Source organism: Pseudomonadota bacterium, from assembly GCA_018823135.1.
GTDB lineage: Bacteria > Desulfobacterota > Desulfobulbia > Desulfobulbales > CALZHT01 > JAHJJF01.
In genome coordinates this window covers 26,365-48,132 of sequence record JAHJJF010000102.1, presented here as the reverse complement: position 1 = coordinate 48,132, position 21,768 = coordinate 26,365, and the positions used below count along the sequence as shown (strand labels likewise).

Annotated in this window: 19 protein-coding genes; 14 read left to right on the top strand and 5 right to left on the bottom strand. The window is 48.1% G+C overall.

The window, feature by feature from the left end:
- Window positions 1–42 precede the first annotated feature (42 nt).
- Together KKE17_11435 and cdaA are read right to left on the bottom strand one after the other, a co-directional pair.
- Complete coding sequence (locus KKE17_11435) at window positions 43–1,044, bottom strand: YbbR-like domain-containing protein (GenBank protein ID MBU1710607.1); 1,002 nt, start codon at window positions 1,042–1,044, stop codon at window positions 43–45.
- On the bottom strand, window positions 1,017–1,811 hold the full coding sequence (gene cdaA / locus KKE17_11430) for a diadenylate cyclase CdaA (protein MBU1710606.1): 795 nt from the start codon (window positions 1,809–1,811) through the stop codon (window positions 1,017–1,019). Before cdaA ends, KKE17_11435 begins: the two co-directional genes overlap by 28 nt.
- 574 nt (window positions 1,812–2,385) lie before the next feature.
- Here cdaA and rpsT point away from each other — a divergent pair.
- The 6 genes from rpsT (at window position 2,386) to KKE17_11400 (ending at window position 7,810) form a co-directional block, all read left to right on the top strand.
- Window positions 2,386–2,670 carry a 30S ribosomal protein S20 gene (gene rpsT / locus KKE17_11425; protein ID MBU1710605.1) on the top strand — a complete coding sequence of 95 codons (285 nt, stop codon included), beginning with the start codon at window positions 2,386–2,388 and terminating at the stop codon, window positions 2,668–2,670.
- A gap of 353 nt (window positions 2,671–3,023) precedes the next feature.
- Window positions 3,024–4,505 (top strand): anthranilate synthase component I, encoded by a 1,482-nt coding sequence (trpE, locus tag KKE17_11420; protein ID MBU1710604.1) that lies wholly within the window; start codon window positions 3,024–3,026, stop codon window positions 4,503–4,505.
- A gap of 123 nt (window positions 4,506–4,628) precedes the next feature.
- Complete coding sequence (locus KKE17_11415; GenBank protein ID MBU1710603.1) at window positions 4,629–5,213, top strand: aminodeoxychorismate/anthranilate synthase component II; 585 nt, start codon at window positions 4,629–4,631, stop codon at window positions 5,211–5,213.
- A 69-nt stretch (window positions 5,214–5,282) separates the two neighbouring features.
- Window positions 5,283–6,302 (top strand): anthranilate phosphoribosyltransferase, encoded by a 1,020-nt coding sequence (trpD, locus tag KKE17_11410; GenBank protein MBU1710602.1) that lies wholly within the window; start codon window positions 5,283–5,285, stop codon window positions 6,300–6,302.
- A 52-nt stretch (window positions 6,303–6,354) separates the two neighbouring features.
- On the top strand, window positions 6,355–7,122 hold the full coding sequence (gene trpC / locus KKE17_11405; protein ID MBU1710601.1) for an indole-3-glycerol phosphate synthase TrpC: 768 nt from the start codon (window positions 6,355–6,357) through the stop codon (window positions 7,120–7,122).
- Window positions 7,123–7,171: 49 nt separating this feature from the next.
- The gene (locus KKE17_11400) at window positions 7,172–7,810 is read left to right on the top strand and encodes a phosphoribosylanthranilate isomerase (protein MBU1710600.1); all 639 of its coding nucleotides are present in this window, start codon (window positions 7,172–7,174) and stop codon (window positions 7,808–7,810) included.
- Window positions 7,811–7,844: 34 nt separating this feature from the next.
- Here the strand turns inward: KKE17_11400 and KKE17_11395 are convergent, their stop codons facing one another.
- The 3 genes from KKE17_11395 to KKE17_11385 form a co-directional block, all read right to left on the bottom strand.
- Window positions 7,845–9,323 (bottom strand): DegQ family serine endoprotease, encoded by a 1,479-nt coding sequence (locus KKE17_11395; protein MBU1710599.1) that lies wholly within the window; start codon window positions 9,321–9,323, stop codon window positions 7,845–7,847.
- A gap of 458 nt (window positions 9,324–9,781) precedes the next feature.
- A complete protein-coding gene (locus tag KKE17_11390; protein ID MBU1710598.1) occupies window positions 9,782–10,711 on the bottom strand; it encodes a zf-HC2 domain-containing protein in 930 nt (309 codons plus the stop codon).
- A 17-nt stretch (window positions 10,712–10,728) separates the two neighbouring features.
- Window positions 10,729–11,289 (bottom strand): sigma-70 family RNA polymerase sigma factor, encoded by a 561-nt coding sequence (locus tag KKE17_11385; GenBank protein ID MBU1710597.1) that lies wholly within the window; start codon window positions 11,287–11,289, stop codon window positions 10,729–10,731.
- A gap of 442 nt (window positions 11,290–11,731) precedes the next feature.
- Here KKE17_11385 and KKE17_11380 point away from each other — a divergent pair, with 442 nt between their 5' ends.
- The 8 genes from KKE17_11380 to KKE17_11345 all read left to right on the top strand — a co-directional run bounded on the left by KKE17_11380 (window position 11,732) and on the right by KKE17_11345 (window position 21,690).
- A complete protein-coding gene (locus tag KKE17_11380; GenBank protein MBU1710596.1) occupies window positions 11,732–12,094 on the top strand; it encodes a hypothetical protein in 363 nt (120 codons plus the stop codon).
- 406 nt (window positions 12,095–12,500) lie between these two features.
- Complete coding sequence (thiL, locus tag KKE17_11375; protein ID MBU1710595.1) at window positions 12,501–13,502, top strand: thiamine-phosphate kinase; 1,002 nt, start codon at window positions 12,501–12,503, stop codon at window positions 13,500–13,502.
- A gap of 398 nt (window positions 13,503–13,900) precedes the next feature.
- Window positions 13,901–16,654: an HDOD domain-containing protein gene (locus tag KKE17_11370; protein ID MBU1710594.1), complete on the top strand. Its 2,754-nt coding sequence runs from the start codon at window positions 13,901–13,903 to the stop codon at window positions 16,652–16,654.
- Window positions 16,655–16,660: 6 nt separating this feature from the next.
- A complete protein-coding gene (locus KKE17_11365; protein MBU1710593.1) occupies window positions 16,661–17,788 on the top strand; it encodes an AAA family ATPase in 1,128 nt (375 codons plus the stop codon).
- 24 nt (window positions 17,789–17,812) lie between these two features.
- On the top strand, window positions 17,813–18,643 hold the full coding sequence (locus KKE17_11360) for an AAA family ATPase (GenBank protein MBU1710592.1): 831 nt from the start codon (window positions 17,813–17,815) through the stop codon (window positions 18,641–18,643).
- A complete protein-coding gene (locus KKE17_11355) occupies window positions 18,636–18,824 on the top strand; it encodes a hypothetical protein (protein ID MBU1710591.1) in 189 nt (62 codons plus the stop codon). Before KKE17_11360 ends, KKE17_11355 begins: the two co-directional genes overlap by 8 nt.
- A 173-nt stretch (window positions 18,825–18,997) precedes the next feature.
- Window positions 18,998–21,022 carry an excinuclease ABC subunit UvrB gene (uvrB, locus tag KKE17_11350; protein MBU1710590.1) on the top strand — a complete coding sequence of 675 codons (2,025 nt, stop codon included), beginning with the start codon at window positions 18,998–19,000 and terminating at the stop codon, window positions 21,020–21,022.
- Between the two features lie 44 nt (window positions 21,023–21,066).
- A complete protein-coding gene (locus KKE17_11345) occupies window positions 21,067–21,690 on the top strand; it encodes a lysophospholipid acyltransferase family protein (protein MBU1710589.1) in 624 nt (207 codons plus the stop codon).
- Window positions 21,691–21,768: the final 78 nt, after the last annotated feature.

Genomic DNA, 21,768 nt, shown 5'->3' with positions numbered 1-21,768 from the left:
TCGCTTGGTTACGATTCTGACAAGGTAGCGAGAAAATAATGTTTATTCAGGAGTGGGTTTTCTTTTCTTGGCCGGTTTCGGGTGGCTTATGGTAATTGATACTTTTTCCGGCATCACCTTGATCATCTTTGTCCGTGGTGGCGGAGTTACGGAAATCGCGAGCTGGTACTCGCCCGGCGACAGGTTGCCTGCATCAACCTTTGCCTTGATCTGTTCATTGAGATCAATTGAACTGTTGCCCATGCCAAAGGGAAGTTCGAGGTCGACACTGACCTTGTTCGGGGTAATTATATAGGTTGTCCTTTCAGCGCTATGATCAAAGTCGACAAATACATTGGTAAAAGTTTTCTTGACGATTTTTTCGGAAATATTGATCCTGGCGGTGACCACCGACTCGCCGATCAATTCGGCCACCGCATCCTCGAGATCTAATGCAACCTGCATTTCGGCAGGTTCTTTGAGTTGACCGATATCAATGGGTTTGGTGGGGAGGAAGACCTGATTCCCAAGGATGGATTTCGGCCCGTTAACGGTGATTGTCGCCGGGGTAAGGGTGATGTTGTTTAATTCAAAACCTTCAGCAGGTTTACCGCGGGTGACGGGTTTGATTGGCAGATCCTGATGAACGAGACTGTCTAAAAGCAGGGTCATGTGCGAGGGTTGTACACGCAAGGTCCTGATGCCCCGGGGAAATGGGATGGAATCTTCATCATTGCGTACGACAAAAGTTCCGGGAGTTGCATTGGAAAGATCGATGGATCGCGAGATGTGCTGATTGGAAAGTCCACGGACCAGTCCACGGGGTCCGCTGATCGTAACATCCAGCTGTTTCTTGAATTGATTGGAGATCACCAGATTCCGCGGGATATTTACGATCTCAACCGGGATGATGACATTCACATCCACTTTGTCTTCGCCTGCCACAAAGTACCAGAGGAAAATGGCGAACAGCAGCGATACCAGGCGAAGAAACCAGTTTTTCGGCCAGCTCAAGTTCTGGAGACTCGAAAAAATGTCTATGATTTGTTTAACCAGTTTTTCCATAATGCCTGTGTCTGATGATCTTTGGGAATAAAAATCGCGTCAAGCCGGCTTCTAAGCGCCTTCACGTCAAGATTTGAGGTGATCGCGCCATGTTGTACAAGGGAAATTTGCTGCGTTTCTTCGGATACCACAATAATAACTGCATCGGTTTCCTCTGAGAGGCCGATGGCCGCCCGGTGTCTTGTGCCGAGTTGTTTGCTGATGTAGGGATTCTTGGTAAGCGGCAGTACGCAGCCTGCAGTCATGATTCGGTTGTTGCGGATGATAAGGCCGCCATCATGGAGCGGTGAGCTCGTGTGGAAGAGGCTCAGGATAAGAGGTCTGCTGAGGGCCGCGTCAATTGTCTGTCCTGATTCAATAAAATCCTTAAGACCTGTTTCTCTTTCAATAACAATGAGAGCGCCGATTTTTTTCTGGGCCATGTAGTTTGCGGCGCTGACGATTTCTCCGAGAGAATGAATTGTGTCATCATAGGATTTTGTAAAGGGAGTTTGGCCGACCTGGGTAAGGGCGCGCCTGATATCACGCTGGAAAACAATAATGATGATCAAAAAGATTGAACTGAGTAATGTCCCCAGAAGCCAATAAAGCGTGAGGAATTCAAGCTCCCGGGCGCCGAAATATACGACAATTAATACGGTGATGCCGGCCAGCATCTGGACTGCGCGGGTGCCCCTGATGAATAAAATAATCCGATAAATGATGTAGGCGACGATAAGAATATCGACGACATCCTGCCAGCGAAGGGATTTTAATACTTCAAGCATTAATCAACCTCGGACTTACTTCGCCTGCAGGTTTTCTGTATGAATTGGATGGCATAATCGGGAATGCATTCCTTGCATCGTTCAATTACGATGGATCTTTTTATTAATGGACGGTTTTGCCGGGTGACCGGCCTAACAGGCATTAAGGCTCTCAGTAAGCGACTGATTCGGTGCTTTTTTACTCTGTGTCTTGTGCATCATGCCATTCAGTTGATACGGGAGATTGTATGATTCATATATATAAAACAATAATTAGCGATCTTCATCAAGGGGAGATGTTGATTTTTTTTAAAAAAAATGGCTAGTTGTGTCTGTTTTTGGATGCATAAGGGCCGCATGCGATCGGGTCCCGTAGTTTTTGTGAAAAAATAATATACATTTTGCTTGGGTGTTGACATACCTCTGAATTTGATTTATGTTAGCCAATTTTCAAAACTTTGTGTGCGTAATTGCGGCCACGTGGCCGTCTGATTATATATTTCCCGAAACCATATTTTAAATTTAAAAATGAAACCCGTTTGTTTCGGGTAGCTATGAGATTGAGATTGTTAGCGATTAATACAGGAGAGACAACTTGGCTAATCATAAATCAGCACTGAAAAGAAATCGACAGAGCCAGATCCGACGTGAACGGAACAAGGCGAACAAGAGCAAGATGAAAACGACTATCAAGGCAATCACCGCCGCAATCGAGGAGCAATCCGTAGACAAGGCTAAAGACGCCCTGCGCGATGCGATCAAGGTTATTGACAGGACTTCCGTCAAAGGGTCGCTGCATAAAAAAACCACCTCAAGGAAAGTATCCAGATTGACCAGGCGCGTGAATGCTTTTGTAAACAGCATACAAGCGGATGCATGAACTCGGAAGTTGACCTGTCGGATAGAAGGGCGTATGCGTCTTTTTGTGTAAATGCTCTTGGAATAAATCATTTTTTGGTGGATAATCGAAAAATGATGAGTGTGGGACAGTTTTTCATTTGTATTGCGCAATAGCATAAATCTGATTAAAGCCATGGAAAGCTCGTAGAGCCCATGGCTTTTTTTTTTGGGTGGACCTGCTTTCTATTGGTTGAAGCTTGCCGCAGCCCGAAATCTAAGACTTCCGGCTGTGGTGAAAATACCCGGGGCAGTCTTTCCATTACCCCCTTGCGGGGAATAAACGCTCGCAGATAGTGTTTAATGCGGGTGTTATCATTGGGAAATTATTTTTTTATGAAAGTCAGACACCAGCCGGAATTCGGAGATTTTAAAAAGCTGGCAACGGATAACGGATTAATTCCGGTTTTCAGGGAAATTATTGCCGACCTTGATACGCCGCTTACGGTTTTTGCCAAGGTAGCAGGGGAAGAAAAGCATGCCTTCCTCCTCGAAAGCCTTGAGGGCGGCGAAAAATGGGGCCGGTATTCCTTCATCGGTTTCGACCCGATTGTGGTGTTTGAAAGCCGGGGAGAAAATCTCCGGATTTCCCGTGACAATCACACTGATGAATTACACGGCGATCCGCTGAATGCTTTAAAGGATCTGCTTGCATCTTTCCAACTGAAGGGCGACTCGGAATTTCTGCCGCGGTTTTATGGCGGGGCCGTCGGCTATCTCGGGTATGACATGGTGCGGTTCATGGAGCGTCTTCCTGAGCAGAATGCCATTCTCGAAAATTTCCCGGACAGTGCATTCATGGTGCCGCGCATGGTTCTCATTTATGACAACCTCAAGCAGACACTCACCATCGTCAATTGTGTGGAAGTAAGCGCTCAGGCTGATCTCCCGAATCTGTACCGGAAGGCGATTGCCGGTATTGACGGAATAGTCAAACGACTGGCGCGGTCATTATCCTACAGTGAGCCTGCTGATATTACCCCCCATGAATTCACCTCCAATATGGAGGAAGAAACATTTAAGGAAATGGTCAGGAAGGCCAAGGAATACATCACTGCCGGTGATATTTTCCAGGTGGTGCTTTCCCAGCGATTTCATGCGGAAACCACGATCCCGCCGTTTACGCTGTATCGGGCATTGCGGCATATAAATCCCAGCCCCTATCTTTTTTATCTGAAAATGGGCGATATCATTCAGATCGGTTCTTCTCCGGAAATACTTGTCCGTTTGGAAAATGAAGAAATAGAACTTCGCCCCATCGCCGGGACAAGGCCCAGGGGCAAGACCCCGGAAGAAGATCTGGCTTTTGAAAAAGAGCTGCTTGCAGATCCGAAAGAGCGGGCGGAACATTTTATGCTGGTCGACCTCGGCAGAAATGATGCGGGACGTGTTGCCAGATATGGCACAGTCGAGGTCAGGGAGCAGCTGGTTGTCGAGCGATACAGCCATGTGATGCATATTGTTTCCGGGGTGCACGGTGTGTTGGATAACGGCAAGGATCAGTTTGATGTACTCAAGGCCTGTTTCCCTGCGGGGACGGTTTCCGGGGCGCCCAAGATCAGGGCTATGGAAATCATTGAGGAGCTTGAACCCCAACGACGCGGACCTTATGCCGGTGCCGTGGGATATTTTGGTTTTTCAGGGAATATGGATTTCTGCATAACCATCCGGACCTTTGTAATGCAGGGAAAGAACCTTTGGGTTCAGGCCGGTGCCGGAATTGTTGCTGATTCAGACCCGCAGAGAGAATACGAGGAAACCCTTAATAAGGCCAAAGGCTTACGGCGTGCAGTCGCTCTTGTTGAGCAGGGCTTTTGATGGTAATGAACACGATTGTTAATCGTCGGCTGTTTGGTTGGCCCAGGCCTCTGTGCTTCCTGTTTCTGATTTTTGGAATCATTGGGGGCGATAATTCAGCTTTGGATATTTTACGGAACCATCATGATTGTCCTCATAGATAATTACGATTCATTTACCTATAATATTGTGCAGCGTCTCGGCGGTCTCGGGGCGGAACTCACGGTTTTCCGCAATGATCAGGTTGATCTGGCGACCATTGAGAACCTTGCACCGGAGCGGCTGATTATTTCGCCGGGGCCCTGCACACCAGAAAAGGCCGGGATTTCTATTGAGGCCATCAGTTATTTCAGTGGAAAAATACCGATTCTGGGGATTTGTCTCGGACATCAGGCAATGGGTGAGGCATTCGGAGGTAAAACGGTGCGTGCCGGACGTCTGATGCATGGCAAAACCAGCATGATTTCTCATGACGGAAAAGGGGTGTTTTCCGGGTTGCCCGATCCCTTTGAAGCTATGCGTTATCATTCGCTGGTGGTTGAAGAACAGGGAATGCCTGACTGTCTTGAGATCTCTGCCAGGTCGGACCAGGGTGAACTTATGGGACTCCGTCACAAGGAATTTCCGGTGGAGGGCGTGCAGTTCCACCCTGAATCGATAATGACTCCGGATGGTGTACGGTTATTGAAGAATTTCATTGACCCGGGGTATACCGCATTATGGAAATGACAATTTTTTCCTTTGTTGTTTTTGGGCGGAATTCACCGTGTAACACGTTACATGAATTGGAGGACGGCAGTGATTAAGGAAGCAATCGGCAAGGTCATTACCGGCATTGATCTGACCCAGCCAGAGATGGTTGACGTCATGAATGAAATAATGAGTGGGGCTGCCACCGAGGCACAGATAGGTTCTTTTATTACCGCGCTTCGCATGAAGGGCGAAACCATTGATGAAATTACCGGGGCGGCCATTGTCATGCGCCGGAAGGCGGAAAAGATTGACGCAATGCCCCCAAGCGGTATCCTCGTTGATACCTGCGGTACCGGGGGGGACGGCACCGGAACATTCAACGTCTCCACCGCCGCGGCGTTTGTGGTTGCCGGCGCCGGGGTATCCGTTGCCAAGCACGGCAACAGGTCGGTATCAAGTCATTGCGGCAGTGCCGATGTTCTCGAGGCCCTGGGCGTTGATCTCAGTCTCACCCCGGATAAAATCTCACAATGTATCCGGGAAGTAGGGATCGGATTTATGTTTGCACCGCTGATGCACGGAGCCATGAAATACGCAATCGGACCACGGCGTGAAATCGGCGTGCGGACCATTTTCAATATACTTGGTCCCCTGACCAACCCTGCAGGAGCAAATGTTCAGGTCATGGGAGTCTTTGATCCGGGTCTGACGGAAAAACTGGCAACGGTTCTCGGAAAACTTGGGTCAAAAAGGGCCCTGGTGGTCTGCGGCGCTGGCAATATGGATGAAATCACTGTCACCGGAGAAACGACAATAGCGGATTGGGACGGCGAGAAGGTGTCGACCTATCAGGTAAAACCTGAAGATTTCGGGCTGTCCCGGGCGAAAATTGAAGACATTAAGGGTGGAGAAAATGCCCAGGCCGCAGCATCGCAGCTCAAGGAGATTCTCGGCGGCAAACAGGGCGCCTGCCTTGATATGGTCCTGGTAAATGCCGGCGCCGCATTGATGGCCGCCGGAAAGAGCGAAGACCTGAAAGACGGAGTGGAATTAGCCCGTGATATCGTCCGTTCAGGAAAAGCAATGGCTGCACTGGATGCAATGGTTGCTTTCTGCAGAAAATAATTACTGGTTTGTCTTGTTAATCAGTTATAAAAATCATGATAAAAATAGATAGATGATTCTCGATTCGATAGTTAAAGTTAAGCGGTTGGAAGTGAAAGATCTGCTGAATGCGCGAGTTCCAGGTAGGGACATCGGCAAAGTTGATCCGCCCCGGGGATTCAAGCAGGCCCTGCTGGCAGGTAAAGGCATATCGCTTATAGCAGAGGCTAAAAAGGCTTCGCCGTCAAAAGGGGTTATCTGCGCTGATTTTGATCCGGCAGAGATCGCCCGCCAGTATAAGCTTGCCGGAGCACAGGCAATGTCGGTGCTCACCGATGAAAATTTTTTTCAGGGTTCCCTGGATTATATTCCGCTGGTCCGGTCCGTCGTGGATCTGCCGGTGTTGCGTAAGGACTTTATTATTCATGAGTCGCAGATCGTGCAGGCGCGGCAATACGGCGCTGACGCTATTCTGCTCATTGCCGCAATTCTTGATCAATACCAGATGAGGGATTATCTGGAGTTTGCCCGGGAATTATCCCTTGATGTTCTGGTCGAGGTACACGACGAACATGAAGCGGAGATGGCCCTTGCCGCCGGCAGTGATTTTATCGGGATCAATAACCGGAATTTAAGGGAATTTACCGTTGATCTCAACACGACGTTTCAAGTGATGCGGGAAATCCCTGCCACTATTCCGGTGGTAAGCGAGTCCGGGATCAGGAGTAATGAAGACGTCAGGAAACTTGCTGAAGCAGGAGTTGCCGCGGTTCTGGTTGGTGAAACCCTCATGAAGTCGGCAGACAAGGCGGCCGCGGTAAGAGAATTGATGGGCTGGTGAGCCGGTCAAGAAAATCATAATCAGAAACGGATTAACCGGGAGGAATTTTATGACCGCCAGGACGCGGATTAAGGTTTGCGGTATGACGGATATGGCGGAAGCCAGAGGTGCGGCAGAAGCAGGCGTGGATGCACTGGGATTTATTTTTGTCAAACAAAGCCCCCGTTATATTGACCCGGATCTGGCCAGAAACATTATTAGGATTCTGCCGCCCTTTGTAGATGCGGTGGGGGTTTTTGTCAATGAAGATCCTGACGTTGTGGGAGAGATCGCCCAGTATTGCGGGCTTACCATGGTTCAGCTGCACGGGGACGAACCCCCGGAATACTGTCAGAAAATAACCACCAGAATTATAAAAACATTCAGCGTCGGGGCAGGCAGGCAGGCACCGGATTTATCCCCATATGCCGGGATTGTTTCCGGCTTTCTTTTTGACACCTTTCATGAAAAAATCGCTGGAGGGACGGGGGAGACTTTTGACTGGTCTATCCTTGAAGGGATAGAAGCTCCCGGGCCGATAATCCTCGCCGGGGGACTTGCCCCTGAAAACGTCAGCGAAGCAATCAGACAGACCTCCCCTTTTGCAGTGGATGTTAATTCCGGAGTAGAAATTGAGCCCGGCAGGAAGCTGCTTGAAAGAATTCGTATGTTTGTCCAGGAAGTCGGGAAGGCCGACCGGCAATCATAAGGCCGACCTGTTCACAATCCGTATCCTCTGTGAACTATTCGTTTTTCACAACAATAAACCTGGTGTGGTTGTTCCGGTTGATCAGGAACAGAATGTTTTCTGACTTCTTGGTATTTTTCAATATTGCATTATAGGCGTTCAAGTCGCCAACCGGCATCTGATTGACTTCAAGGATCAGGTCGCCTCTTCGCATGCCGGCTTCTGCAGCAGGGGAGCCCGCTTCGACGTCTGTGACCAGCAGTCCTTTCTTTTCCTCAATCCCCAGAGATTCTGCCAATTCCGGAGTCAGTTCCTGGACGGTGAGACCGGCGGTCTGTTGAGGTTCTTCCCCGGCATCTCCATAATTGATTTTCTCTTCTTCCAGTTTGCCGATGGTAACCGATATTACCTGTTCCTTGCCTTTGCGGATAATCGTTATTTTTTCATGAGTACCCGCAGTTGTCTGGGCCACCATGGCCGGCAGCTGGGTCATGTGGGTTATTTCTTTATCCTGGTATTTGATGATCACATCGCCGGGGAGGATGCCGGCCTTTTCTGCGGGACTGTCCTTTGAGACTTCGCCGACAAGGGCGCCGATGGGTCTTGTCAGACCGAACTGTTTGGCCAGTTCGGTGGTAACATCCTGGATCATTACTCCCAGCCAGCCCCGGCTGACCTGTTTATGTTCCTTGAGCTGTTTTATGACCCATTTAGCCATGTTGACCGGTATGGCAAAACCCAGGCCGATATTGCCACCGCTTCTGCTGTAAATCGCCGTGTTGATGCCAACCATTTCTCCGTTCATATTGAAAAGCGGCCCCCCGGAATTTCCCAGGTTAATGGACGCGTCGGTCTGAATGAAGTTCTCGTAAGGGCCGCCACCGATTGATCGACCCTTGGCGCTGACAATGCCTGCTGTAACTGTATGCTCGAAGCCGAAGGGGTTGCCGATGGCCATGACCCAATCCCCGACACGTAAAGAATCGGAATCACCAAATATCGCAAAGGGCAGGGCTTTCTCCGGAGTGATTTTAATCAGCGCAATGTCGGTCTTTGGATCCCTGCCAACTATTTCAGCTTCATATTCCTCTAAATTTGTCAGCCGTACTTTGATTTTATCGGCGTTCTCAATGACATGGTTATTGGTGATAATATAGCCGTCGGCGGAATTGATTACCCCAGAGCCCAGGCTTGTTGTTTTTTTGTCCTGCTGCTGGTGAGGATGTTCGCCGAATTCCTGAGGGGGGATCTCAAAAAAACGTTTGAAGAACTCCGGGATTTCTTCATTGTTAAACGGTTGTTTCTGGGGGTGTCTCTGGAGTTGTTTTTTGGGAGGGCTTAATACCTGTGTTGTATAAATATTGACCACTGTGGGACCGAGTTTTTCAGCAAGATCGGCAAAGGTCGAGTTAGGATTGGTCAGCGCCAGGGCTTCCCGATGCAAAGTAACCGGCAGTATAAATGCCAGTATTAAGAGACCGTGGAATAAACGGATGGGAGAAACGGCTGTCAAGGATGTTGTTATGGCTTTCATCGGTGCTCCTCTGTAATGCATTTCCTGATTGTTATGGATTGTAATACTCAGGGATTGTTTCGGTTTGTCTGATCAAGATAGATATATCGTATTTAATATGGCCTATACATCCTTTGTCAAGGGGGGCTCGCTTCTGTTTACTTAAATAAAAGAATGGGGTCGCATGGCTGGGCAACCATGCGACCCCAGTGGAACCAGGGAATGGTTCCTGAGGGAAGGAGGAGTAAAAAACAATGCTACATGAAATGTTGCATTTATAAATTAGACATTGCGGTAAATGAAAAGTTCCGGGAAAAAATAATTCGTTTAAATATTTTTTGGATTGCTGAAAATGATCAGCAGGGTTTGAACTTTTTTAAGGGGACGGAAAAGAGTGTTGTGCCGGGGTATTGTCATCGCCTGGGAGTTTCAGCTTTTCCGGGGTGAAATAGCGGCAAGCAATGAACGCATAAAAAAGTTTACTTGATCAAAATAGCCACTCGTATGATGTCGCGGTTGTAGCTTGAGAGAATTGCCTGGGCGCCAGGAGGTGATACCTGGACGTGATAATTCTTAAGAGAAAGTTGCAGATGAGGCAGATCCTCGGGGGGAAGAAAAAGTATCAGAAGGTTGCCGTCAAGGACGCGAGGGTTCCACGTTTTTTCAGCAAGGAGAGAATGATAGAGTTTTGTCGGAGGACGTTGGTTTGTGGCTTGGACCGTTATCAGCAGATCAGGGGGTACATGGTTTGTTGAATCGGACCCGAGAAAATTGTTTACATATCGGTTGAGCAGATGATTTCCAGGACGTTGATAAATGCCTCTTGCTGACCTTCCTGTTGAAGCAAAGGAAATATCAGGGGCGAATGCGAGTCCATGGGGAGTAATATTATTCTGGAAAAATCCTGGATATTGTTCGGCCGGGCCATTGTAGATGGAGAAGTTCTGTAAGGGGTTGTTGCCGCCGGAATAAGGGGTCGCATCTGCAACAGTGATGGATGGTCCGTCGCCTGGTTTCTGAGCGATATTCTGCTTCGGGATGGATTGGTTTTCCATGAAAGGCTTTTCCTGAAGCACGGTTTTATAAAGGGCCATGCAGGTAAACGCAATAACGATAGTTGTGGCCGCGGCAGGGATGGTCATGGTGGGATTGGCATGTCGGAACCAAAGGAGGAAGCGCAGGAGCATATTTTTCTTTTCGAGTTTCGCATGGATGCCGGCAAGCATACCCCTTGGGACCGGTTCCGGTTCAATGGAGTGAAGGAGATGGAGAGTGTCCCTGAAATATTTCCATTCCTCTGCGCATTGGGAGCAGGAATCGAGATGCTCTTTTACGGAGGACGATTCCTCTGCATTTAAGTCGCTTTCGAAAAAATCTGAAAATTGATGCTGAATTTTTGTGCATTCCATAATGATGTCCCGGTAATTTAAATCCTGTTCTTGAGTCTGTTTTTAAGAGAGGTCCTGGCTCGGTTAAGTTTTGATTTAACGGTTCCCAGGGGTAAGTCCAGGGTTGAGCTTATCTCTTCGTAGGAGAGTTCTTGAAGATCTCGCAGGATGAGTATTTCTTTTTCGGTTTCAGGCATGTCGGAAATAGTTTCTCTGACCAGGTTGATAATGCGTTTCTTCTCGAGTTCTTTCTCCGGGGATGTATCTGATTGAAGTTGTATAAAAGTGTCCGGGTCATCAATTGATAAGGAAGTGAAAAAGCCTTTTCGGTAAAGCTGCTTGTAACGATTTCTGCATCGGTTCAGGGCTATCTGATAGAGCCAGGATGAGAATTTTGATTCTTCACGCAACTGCGGTAAAGACTTGTAGGCCGCAACAAAGATGTCCTGGGTTAGATCTTTGGCCTCTTCCTCCTGTTTGACGTAATTCAACGCAAGGTTGTATATGGTTGCCTGGCAGAGCAGGACTAATTGGTTGAATGCCTGCTGGTTCCCATTTCGGAATGCCCGGACTATCTCTGCCGTATCATGTTTAAACATTATAAGTGACGCCTGACTCTGAGGCTATCCGGGCTTTTGTGGACAGCAACCAGTTAATCTTTATGACAATGGATAGTAAATAAAAGTTCCAGATGATATTTTTTTTCTCGGTAATGTGAAAAAATACAACTATGCCGTTTGCAACACCGGTCAATATTCTTGATTTGAGCCTCTGTGTAAAACAGAAGTCGGCAGAAAGGCCAATCGGCAACTCCCTGGTTAATCGTATATTAAAAAGTGTAATACGGTTAAACCACAATGTTTTTTTTTTGGGAATCAGAAATATCATTTCACAATTGCATCAATAACTGATTATGTTTTATTTTTTTATAATGAGTTGAACAGGAACAGGGAGTTCATTCCCCGTGGTTCGGAGCACGTGCTTTCCTGCCGCGGGGAGCTTCAAGTGCCGTGGCTATATAAATGTATCAGGGCGATATTCATGGAAAAAATAATAAAAGAATTGAGAAGTGTCTTTCTGTTCAAAGATAACACCCTTGTCGGGGATATTGTATTGATTGTCGCGGAAAAGCCCCAGGCCATGCTCTATGCGCTGGTAACGGATATCCAAAGGGACGAATCAAGGCTCGATGAATGGTGGCATGTGTCACTGCAGGTTCTGTCTTTCCCGCCGAAGAAAACCATGTGGACTCTGCGATTGCCGCAATTCACCGGCAAGGAGTTTTTTACCATGGGAGGTGAAAGTCGTTTCATTCAGGCGATAAGATTTGATTCCCCTGGAGAGGAAAAAGATTTGCAGGTGAAGGGCAAAAAGAAAAAGACTGTTCTGCGGGTGGTAAAATAGGTTCAAGAGATTTAGGGGAGTTGCGGAAAGTTTTGTGATTGATTTTCTCGTGGGGATTCGGTGCAGGGGGAATGAATCAGAAGGCTGATTGATTTTGCATGAGGGGCTGGGTTGCCTGGAGTTTCTCCATGACTTTCCAGAAACATTCAGGGCAGTAGCCGTGTGAAAGTATCATCTTGGGGGGGAGTGGTTGTTTTACCCACCCCTGTTCTTTTTTGGTTTTATTGCATACACAACAAACGGTAGTCACTGGTTTTCTCCTTTTTTTGCAACTGCTTGTGTAAAGACTTATCGGCGGTTTTTATGATAACTTTACTGTTCGCTTGATTTTTTTTTATATATCTCAGGGAGATAGCGTGCTTGTTGGTGATGTGCGGCAGTTTGTCTGAAACAGGTATGGAGTAATATGGGAACTCACTCATCAGAAAGACAACTCATTGAATCGATTAGGAAACAGGTGGATTGTGCTGCTCCGACTCTGGTTCGGGGAATCGGTGATGATTGCGCGGTCTTTATGCATGATAGTCAGTCGCTTTCATTAATGACCGTGGATACCTTGATCGAGTCGGTTCATTTTGACTTGAGCTGGCATCCGCCGGATCTTTTAGGGCGGAAAGCCGCTTCGGTTAACATTAGTGATATCGCCGCCATGGGGGGAAAGCCGCGGTTTGTGCTTTTATCCCTGGGGCTATCTGGAGATCAGGATGACGGATGGGTGGACGCATTCATCAGAGGGTTTACCGCGGTTCTTGATGAGTATGGCGCAAAGCTCATCGGCGGAGATACAGTGAAAAGTCCGGGGCGGATCATGCTTTCGGTAACGGTTTACGGAGAAGTGGACGCTGATAAGGTTTTGTATCGTTCGGGCGCAAAAAAAGATGACTCGGTATGGGTGAGCGGTTTTCTGGGTGAGGCAGCCGCTGGTCTTGAATTGTGCAGGAATCCCCGATTGCGCGGTGGGGCGGAATGGCAGTCGCTGGTTTCAGCCCATATTAATCCCAGCCCGCAGATCCAGTTGGGCGGCCTTCTGGCAGCAAGCGGGCTTGTCAGTGCGATGATGGATTTGTCCGATGGGCTTGCCACCGATCTTGCACATCTATGTACTGCAAGCAATGTTGGCGCCGAAATCGTTTCAAGCCGGATTCCCGTTTCAACACAAATGGCCAGAGCCGCAACTTTGCTGGGGTATTCCCCCTTTGATTGGGCATTAAAAGGCGGGGAAGACTATCATTTACTTTTTACAGCTCCCGGATATGCTGATGATTCATTGTCCCGACTCGTCAAAGATACACTTGGTTCGGATATTTTCTGCGTCGGCAGGATAGTTGAAGAACCTGGCGTGCGACTCATCGAGGAAGGCGGGGCGGTTGAAATCGGCTATCAGGGATTTGACCATTTCAGCCGGTGAAGATGGAAAGCCCCCGAAAGCATGGGGGGCTTGATGGCTCACACTTTTTTAGAACGGCAGGCTTCAATCTGCAAACCCCTGTTCTTCAATTAAAAAAAATACAGTTATTTTTCGCTTTATAGTTTATATTATTGATAATTTTTACGTCTGACTCCCCGCCAAGAATTGGAGGCAGGCCCTGAATTCGGTTTTTCAGCTGTTGGATTCCGCTGATTTGATAAATTCTCCGGGGCTAAAGGAATGGCCCTGGATTTATAAAATCTTTCTATCGATAATGGACTTGATTCTGTCCGGAAAGATAAAGCCATTCATGGTGCCTGTGTTCACATTTCCTTTTCATTTATTTTCAGCATCCTCATACCGGCTTTTTTGGGCTTGCGGCTTTTCAAGGGATATTAATGACGCCTAAAAAAACGAACCGGATCATAGATGTTGACAGTCTCCCGACTTTGCCTTCCGTGGCTATTGAAGCAATCCGGCTTATGGAAGGCGAAGATTCAAGTTTTGAATCAATCGCTGATCTGTTAAAAAATGATCAGGTGCTGACCGGCAGAATTCTCCATTATGCGAATTCCGCTTATGTCGGTGCCCAGCGAAAAATTACATCCAACGCGCAGGCTATATCTCTTCTCGGCTTTAATTCAGTCCGCAGCATTATTCTTTCCGTATCGATTTTTGATTGTTTCAAAGGGCAGTTTTCAGAACACCGGGACAAGCTGGTGAATTTCTGGTTGCACTCCATCGGGGTTGCAGTCACTGCCGAAGCTCTTGCAGAAAAGCTTGGATTTCCATCGCCTGAGGAGGCTTATATTGCCGGGTTGCTTCATGATCTTGGCAAATTAGCGATCTATATTCAATTTCCCAGTGAGTTTGAAGAAATCTGCCTGGAGATTGACCGGAAAGGTGCCTATGCCTTACAAGGAAATCTGCCCCTTGATATTGAATATGCAAAACTTGGATTCAATCACATTGATGCCGGCAAGCAAATCGCCGATTGCTGGCGGATTCCTGAATCACTCGGAAAGGTCATGTGGCTGCATCATCAGCCGGTTTTTGAAACCATAGAACCTGAAACCGCAAACCTTTCCAAGTTGATCCGATTTGCCGATGTTCTTTGTGTTACCCATAATATCGGTTCAAGCTATTTCCTGGCAAGCGGCACCCAATGTCATGAGCATTTTCATTATGCGCTGGAAAATCTTCTGCTGCATCATCATTTTACTTCCAATGATTTGTTGGAAATAATCGAAGAGGTCTCAGGGAAAGTCAAGGATGTCGGCAGTGTTCTCGGTTTCTGGGATGAAGATGAGTACCGGAAGCTTATCAGTTCCGCCAATGTTAGCCTCGGCAGGATGAGCATGTACCTGGAAAAGAACAACCGACAGCTTGAGGAAATGAATCTGGTCTGCGGTGCTACATGCGAAATGACCCGCAGGTTGAAACCAGGCGTTTCTCTGGAGGCGGCGGCGGAAGTGGTTGTTGATTCGGTTATAAAGGCTTTCGGGGTTGAGCGGTGCCTCTGCATGTTACGTGACCCGGAGGCTTGCGCCTATGTCGGGAGATTTTCTGACGGCAGGAAGATGCACACCTTGAATATTCCTGCGCATCTTTCTGAAATGAAAAAGAAATTTTCTGGCAGGGGCAAGATCTCAGAAATTGAAAGCGAGGCGATTGAACGCCTTGAACAGACGGCCATTGACTTATCCAAAGGCGCTATCTTAGAGTCAGGGGTTATAAATATGGTCGCAGGTTCGAATTTTTTAGCGACTTTTTTTGTTTCGGATAATAAATCAGGAATGTCGGAAGATCATATTTTCGGCGAATTGATCGTTGATTTTTCCGAGGACCTTGATATCCGTGGCAGCAGCCTTGAATCTTTAAAAACGAATTTTGAAACCATTGCCCTTGCCGCTGGAAACGCCATTGAACGTCTGATCCTTGAAAAGGATCTCACCCGGCAGACCCAGGAAATGGCCGCCACTTCCCGGAAAATGGAGGAAAGCCAGCATCAGCTTTTCCATTCGCATCGCCTGGCGACGGTGGGCAGGCTTGCAGCTGGCGCCGCCCATGAAATCAACAACCCTTTAACAATCATCTCGTTGAATATTCAGATCCTTGAGCGCATGCTTGCAAAGCAGAAGGATGAGCAACCCGAAATAGTTGACCGACTCAAAATTATTTCCGAGCAGGAGGAAAGGATATCCAAGATTATCCAGGACCTCATGGGCTATGCGCGTCCCACTGAACCCCAGTTCTGCCAGGCATCGGTGGGCAATATCATCAATAAGGTTTTATCGGTGATCGGTGACCGTGTTTCCATGAAAGATGTGAAGGTGGAGAATCAGATCCCGGAGGATATGGCGATGGTGATGGTTGATCCTCTGCAGATCGAGCAGGTTTTCATGAATTTGATGATCAATGCCAACCATGCGATGCCCGCCGGCGGGAAGATTATTCTTTCCGCTGAAATCAATGATGGATTGGTAAACGTTATTGTTGCAGACACCGGGGAGGGAATATCCAAAGAAAATCTCGGGAAGATATTCGATCCATTTTTCACCACCAAGAAGGAAGGCGAGGGCACCGGCCTCGGCCTGGCAATCTGTCATTCCATTGTCGAACATAACGGCGGATATATGCGGGTCAAAAGCGAAGTCGGAGTGGGTACGACATTTATCATCGCCCTGCCCGTGGACAAGAGCAGCAGGCTGCAGAAAATGAAACGGGCCCTGGGTCGAAAAGATTCGGATGCAACGGCTGTCCCTGAAAAATGTCGCATACTGGTAATCGATGATGAAAGGTTCATCAATGACATGCTGCAGGAAAATCTTAAATCCGTAGGGTATGAAGTAGACGGGGCCTATGACGGGGTTGAAGGTATCGGCTTGCTGCGGTTTAAGAGATATCACCTTGTTCTCCTGGATATCCGGATGCCCAGAAAAGACGGGCTTGAGGTATTGAAATTTGTCACAGAAGAATTTCCGGACTTGAAAGTGGTGATTATTACCGGGCTGGCCTCAAAGGAAGAAGTTGCAGAGACCGTCCGTCACGGTGCCTATGCATGTTTGAAAAAACCCTTCAAACTGGAAAGGGTATTGGAAACGGTGAGTGCGGCACTCAAAGATGTGTGTTCCACGTATATGGATGAATAGCCTCTTGTGAAAGAATTATTAAGCATAACCGAGATTTCCCGGGCAACCGGACTTGAAGAAAGTCTGTTGCGTTTTTATGAATCCGAATATTCGCACCGTCTGCCGGATAAGATTCTTCACGGCGATTCCCTGGTATATTCTGCCGATGCGGTCCAGGCCTTTAAGCAGATCCATGCGTTGCATGCCCCGGACAAGAAAAACGTGCCTGAAAGCGCCAACCGCTATGCCCGGGTCATTGCTGTCACCTCAGGCAAGGGCGGAGTGGGGAAAACCAATATCGCCCTGAACCTGGCGATAGAATTTCAGCGCCAGGGCAGTATGAGTCTGATACTGGACGCAGACATGGGCATGGCGAATATCCACCTTCTCGCCGGGCTTAACCCGGGGCGGGGCCTTGCTGATGTGATTAATTCCGGCGTTGATATTGCCGATATTATTGCTCCAGGCCCGGAAGGAATCGGCATTATTCCCGGCGGCGGCGGTATTCTGTCGCTTTCCGACAGTACTCGCGGCGAGCGCATGGAGATCATGCGCTCCCTGGAAAGAGTCGAACGGCAGGCAGATATCATCCTGGTTGACACCGGAGCCGGGATGGGGCCTTCGGTGCGTGATTTTCTGATGTGCGCCGATGAGATTCTTTTTGTCCTGGTGCCTGAAATCACATCTCTTGCCGATGCCTACGGCCTGTTGAAATCCCTGCATCGGGAGAAAATGCGGCAGTGTAAACTGTATTCAGTTATAAATATGGTACAGACCTTGAAACAGGCGGTTGATATTGCCACTAGGTTTTCATTATGCGCCGATGAATTCTTGGGAAGAAAAGTGGAAAATGTCGGCTACATCATGAGGGACTCGGCAATAGGTGCTGCAACTGCCAGAAGAACACCTTTCTCGGTTTTCAAGCCCCAGGCGCGCGCCAGTCGCAACATACATAATATTGCCAAGGTACTGTTGGCCAATGAAATGCCTGAACTTCTTGCAAGTTCCGCCTTCAGGCGATATATGCGAGCGGTGAGCGGCGAGATTCTTGAAAAAAAAATGGAAGTTAACGGCATCGGTTCCGAAGTTACCAGCGGGGCTGCATCAAAAGATGTAACGGCTGCAAACATCGGTCGGATAAAGACCGGAGCCTAATCCAGGTAACACCCATGGAGTTTTATGATGAATATCCTGCCCTGGCCTGACAAATTCGGACTGACGCGAAACCCTTTTAAAGATACGCTGGATACAACACTTTTTTACCGGACCCGGCAGCATGAAGAGGCTTTGGTGAAATTGCGGCTGGGGATTTATGACCGCCATGCCCTGATTCTTCTTTCCGGGGATTCAGGCACCGGGAAAACCATTGTCTCGCAGGCCGCTTTACGCTCTCTCGGTGCAGCAGATGTACTGCCGGTTTTTGTTTTTGTGCATCCTGGAATGGGCAAAGGACCCCTTCTTGGGGCAATTCTCAAGGAGCTTGAGGTTGAGAAAATTGCAAGGTATACCGGTGACCGTCTGGCGCAGTTGCAGGATGCCGCCCTTGGCTTTTACTCCAAGGGGCAAAGGATTGTAGTAGTTATCGATGAAGCTCATTTTTTGAAAGCTGATGCCCTTCATATTCTCCGGACCCTGTCAAATCTTGAGACAGAGCAGGAAAAGCTCATCACCGTAATTCTCGTTGCGGAAAGATCCCTTACTCGTCGACTGAGCGCCCCCTCCTACGCTTCTCTGCGCAGCCGGATCACTTTCGGGATCAACCTTGATCCTTTGACCCCGGAGGAAGCTGAGCAGTATGTAAAATTCCGGCTGCTGAAATGCGGCGCCACAACTGATCTTATCCCCGGCGACGCCTTTAAGGTTTTGCATAAACTGAGCGGCGGCATACCCCGCGAGATCAACAGGCTGCTTTATAATTCTTTTATGGAAGCGATGTCAGGGGATAATTCCCTGGTCAATACGGATATACTCATGAAAGCGGATCGGAAAATTGGAGTTGTTAATGGGTGACATCAGCCGCTTAAGACTTCATGGAGCCCGTTCTTTCAAGCCGGCCGAGAATGAAGGGGTCAACAAAAAAGAACTCGATGTCCTTGATGGTTTGAGTTCCATTAATACTGGGACAAAAAGTGACAGTGATCCACAAAAATCCAATCAAGAAAGGCCTATTCTGGTCTTGAAGAAAAAATAATTTTTTTTTCGCTGATATTTTTTCGTGCACCCTTTTTTGTTCCGGCGTTATCTCTGATATCTCCCATCCCTCATCTGATCACTAGAATTTTCGAGGTTACATCTACATCGATGTGATTTATCTTGCTAACAGCATTTTGACAGTGAAGTCTTTTACCTCAAAGTGGAAAGGAAATGACTACGGAATTTAAACTGGTTTCGGATTTTTTACCTGCAGGCGATCAGCCCCGCGCCATAGATATTCTGACCAGAGGGATTCTGGCCGGCGCCTGCGATCAGGTTCTCCTCGGTGTTACCGGTTCAGGTAAAACCTTCACCATTGCCCACGCTGTCGCAAATGTTCAGAGACCGACCCTGATTATCGCACCCAACAAAACACTTGCCGCGCAGCTTTTTTCAGAAATGAAGGATCTGTTTCCGGAAAACGCCGTGGAGTATTTTGTGAGCTATTACGACTATTATCAGCCTGAAGCATATATTCCGCAGTCGGATACCTACATTGAAAAAGATTCGGCGATTAACGATACCATTGATAAAATGCGCCATTCCGCCACCCGGTCATTACTTACCCGAAAGGATGTGCTCATCGTTGCCAGTGTTTCCTGCATCTATGGCCTTGGATCTCCTGACGAATATCGCAATATGCATCTTTTTCTCAAGACCGATGAAGAATATCCCATGGAGGAAATCCAGCGCCGGCTGGTGTATATGCTCTATGAGCGTAATGACATTTCCTTTCATCGCGGCGTTTTCCGGGTGCGGGGCGATGTGCTTGAGATTTTCCCGGCCTATGAAGATGACCGGGCAGTGCGGGTTGAACTTTTTGGAGATACCATTGACAGGATTTCGTTTATTGATCCGCTGCGGGGATCGGTATTGGAAGAAGTCATTGAGTTGACGGTATTTCCCGGCAGCCATTTTGTGACCTCAAAGGAAAGATTGCAGACTGCAACCGGGACTATAAAGGCGGAATTAATCCAGCGACTGAAAGAATTAACCGACAGCAATCAGCTTGTGGAGGCGCAGCGCCTTGAACAGCGCACGGACTTTGATCTGGAAATGCTTTCGGAGCTCGGCTATTGCCACGGCATTGAAAATTACAGCCGCCATTTCACCGGCAGAAAATCCGGTGAACCGCCGCCGACATTATTGGATTATTTTCCGCCGGATTTTCTGTTGATCATTGATGAAAGCCACATAACCGTGCCCCAGCTGCACGGCATGTATCTGGGCGACAGATCCCGCAAACAGACTCTGGTGGATTTCGGGTTTCGTCTTCCTTCCGCCAGGGATAATCGGCCGTTGCGGTTCGATGAGTTTGCCGCGCGGATTCATCAGACCGTTTATGTATCCGCAACACCCGGTGATTTTGAAATGGACAAGGCTCAGGGGAAAGTCGTGGAACAGGTCATTCGTCCCACCGGTCTCATGGATCCTGAAATCGAGGTGCGTCCGGCAACATCACAGGTTGATGATCTGCTGGGGCAAATACGATCCAGAACATCACAGGGGGATGCTGTTTTGGTTACCACCCTGACCAAGAGAATGGCCGAGGATCTGACGGAATATTACGAAAAACTCGGTGTCAGGGTGCGTTATCTGCATTCTGATATTAAGACATTGGATAGGGTCGAACTCATCCGGAATCTCAGGAAAAGGGAGTTTGACGTGCTGGTGGGGATTAACCTGTTGCGCGAGGGGCTTGATATCCCGGAAGTCTCTTTGGTCGCGGTCCTTGATGCCGACAAGGAGGGATTCCTTCGCAGTGCGCGGTCTTTGATCCAGACTTGCGGTCGGGCGGCGCGTAATGCCGCAGGAAAAGTTATCCTTTACGCTGATAAAATAACCAATGCGATGCAGTATACAATTGACGAGACCACAAGAAGACGTGCGCTGCAGATGGCCTACAACAAAAAAAATGGTATAACGCCGGAGACCATCCGGGCTAAGATTAAAGATCTTGTCGGAACAATTTATGAGCAGGATTACGTTACCGTGGAGCTTGAGGCGGCAGAGCCTGGATATGGCTATGGGGTATCCCGCAAAAAACAGTGGGATGGGGTTGAGGAATTGAGAAGGGAAATTAAAATAGTTGAAAAGGAGATGTACTCTGCTGCGGAAAATCTTGAATTCGAGCTTGCCGCAAAGCTTCGCGATCAGCTTAAATCTCTCAGAAAAAAGGAACTCGAGTGGCTCTGAAAAAGAAATTTATTTATGATTTCTTGTTGTTGTTTGTGCCGACCATGTTTATCTGGCTGACCAGAATTTTATTTGCAACCTGTCGAGTTGATTACAAGGGTTTCAATAATTTGGAAGAATGTGAAAAAGGTTCAAGGCCTTTTATCGCGGTTTTCTGGCATTACTCGGTTTTTTTTGTCATGCATTTTTGCCGGGGACGTTCCTGGGTTGCCATGGTCAGTGCCAGCAAGGACGGCGAATACGTCTCTCATCTCCTCAATAAACTGGGAAATGAAACGGTGCGCGGTTCCCGGGGCAAAGGCGGGCTCAAGGCGCTCAGGGAGATGGCGGCGCACATGCAGGAAGGGAAAAATGCAGCTATTGTGGCGGACGGGTCAAAAGGTCCGGCCCTGGTGGTTCAGGCCGGGATGATTCTGCTTGCCAGCAGGACTGGGGCGCCGATCCTGCCGTTTATCTGCGCGGTGGACAGGTACTGGGCGTTTACGAGCTGGGACCGGACTATTCTGCCAAAACCCTTTGCCAATATTATTTTTACCTGCGGTGAAGCGATGCAAGTTCCACCGGATATCCGTTCCAAGGATATTGAAGTCTACAGGCTCGAACTGGAGACTAGGTTGAATGCCCTTTATTTAGAAGCCTGGAGTGAGTTCGGTAAGGAGCATCATTGATTTCAATGTTTGTAGTGGTTGAAAAATATGCTACATTACATTTAATTAAATTTTATTGAGCTGTCGGTCTTGCTTGGA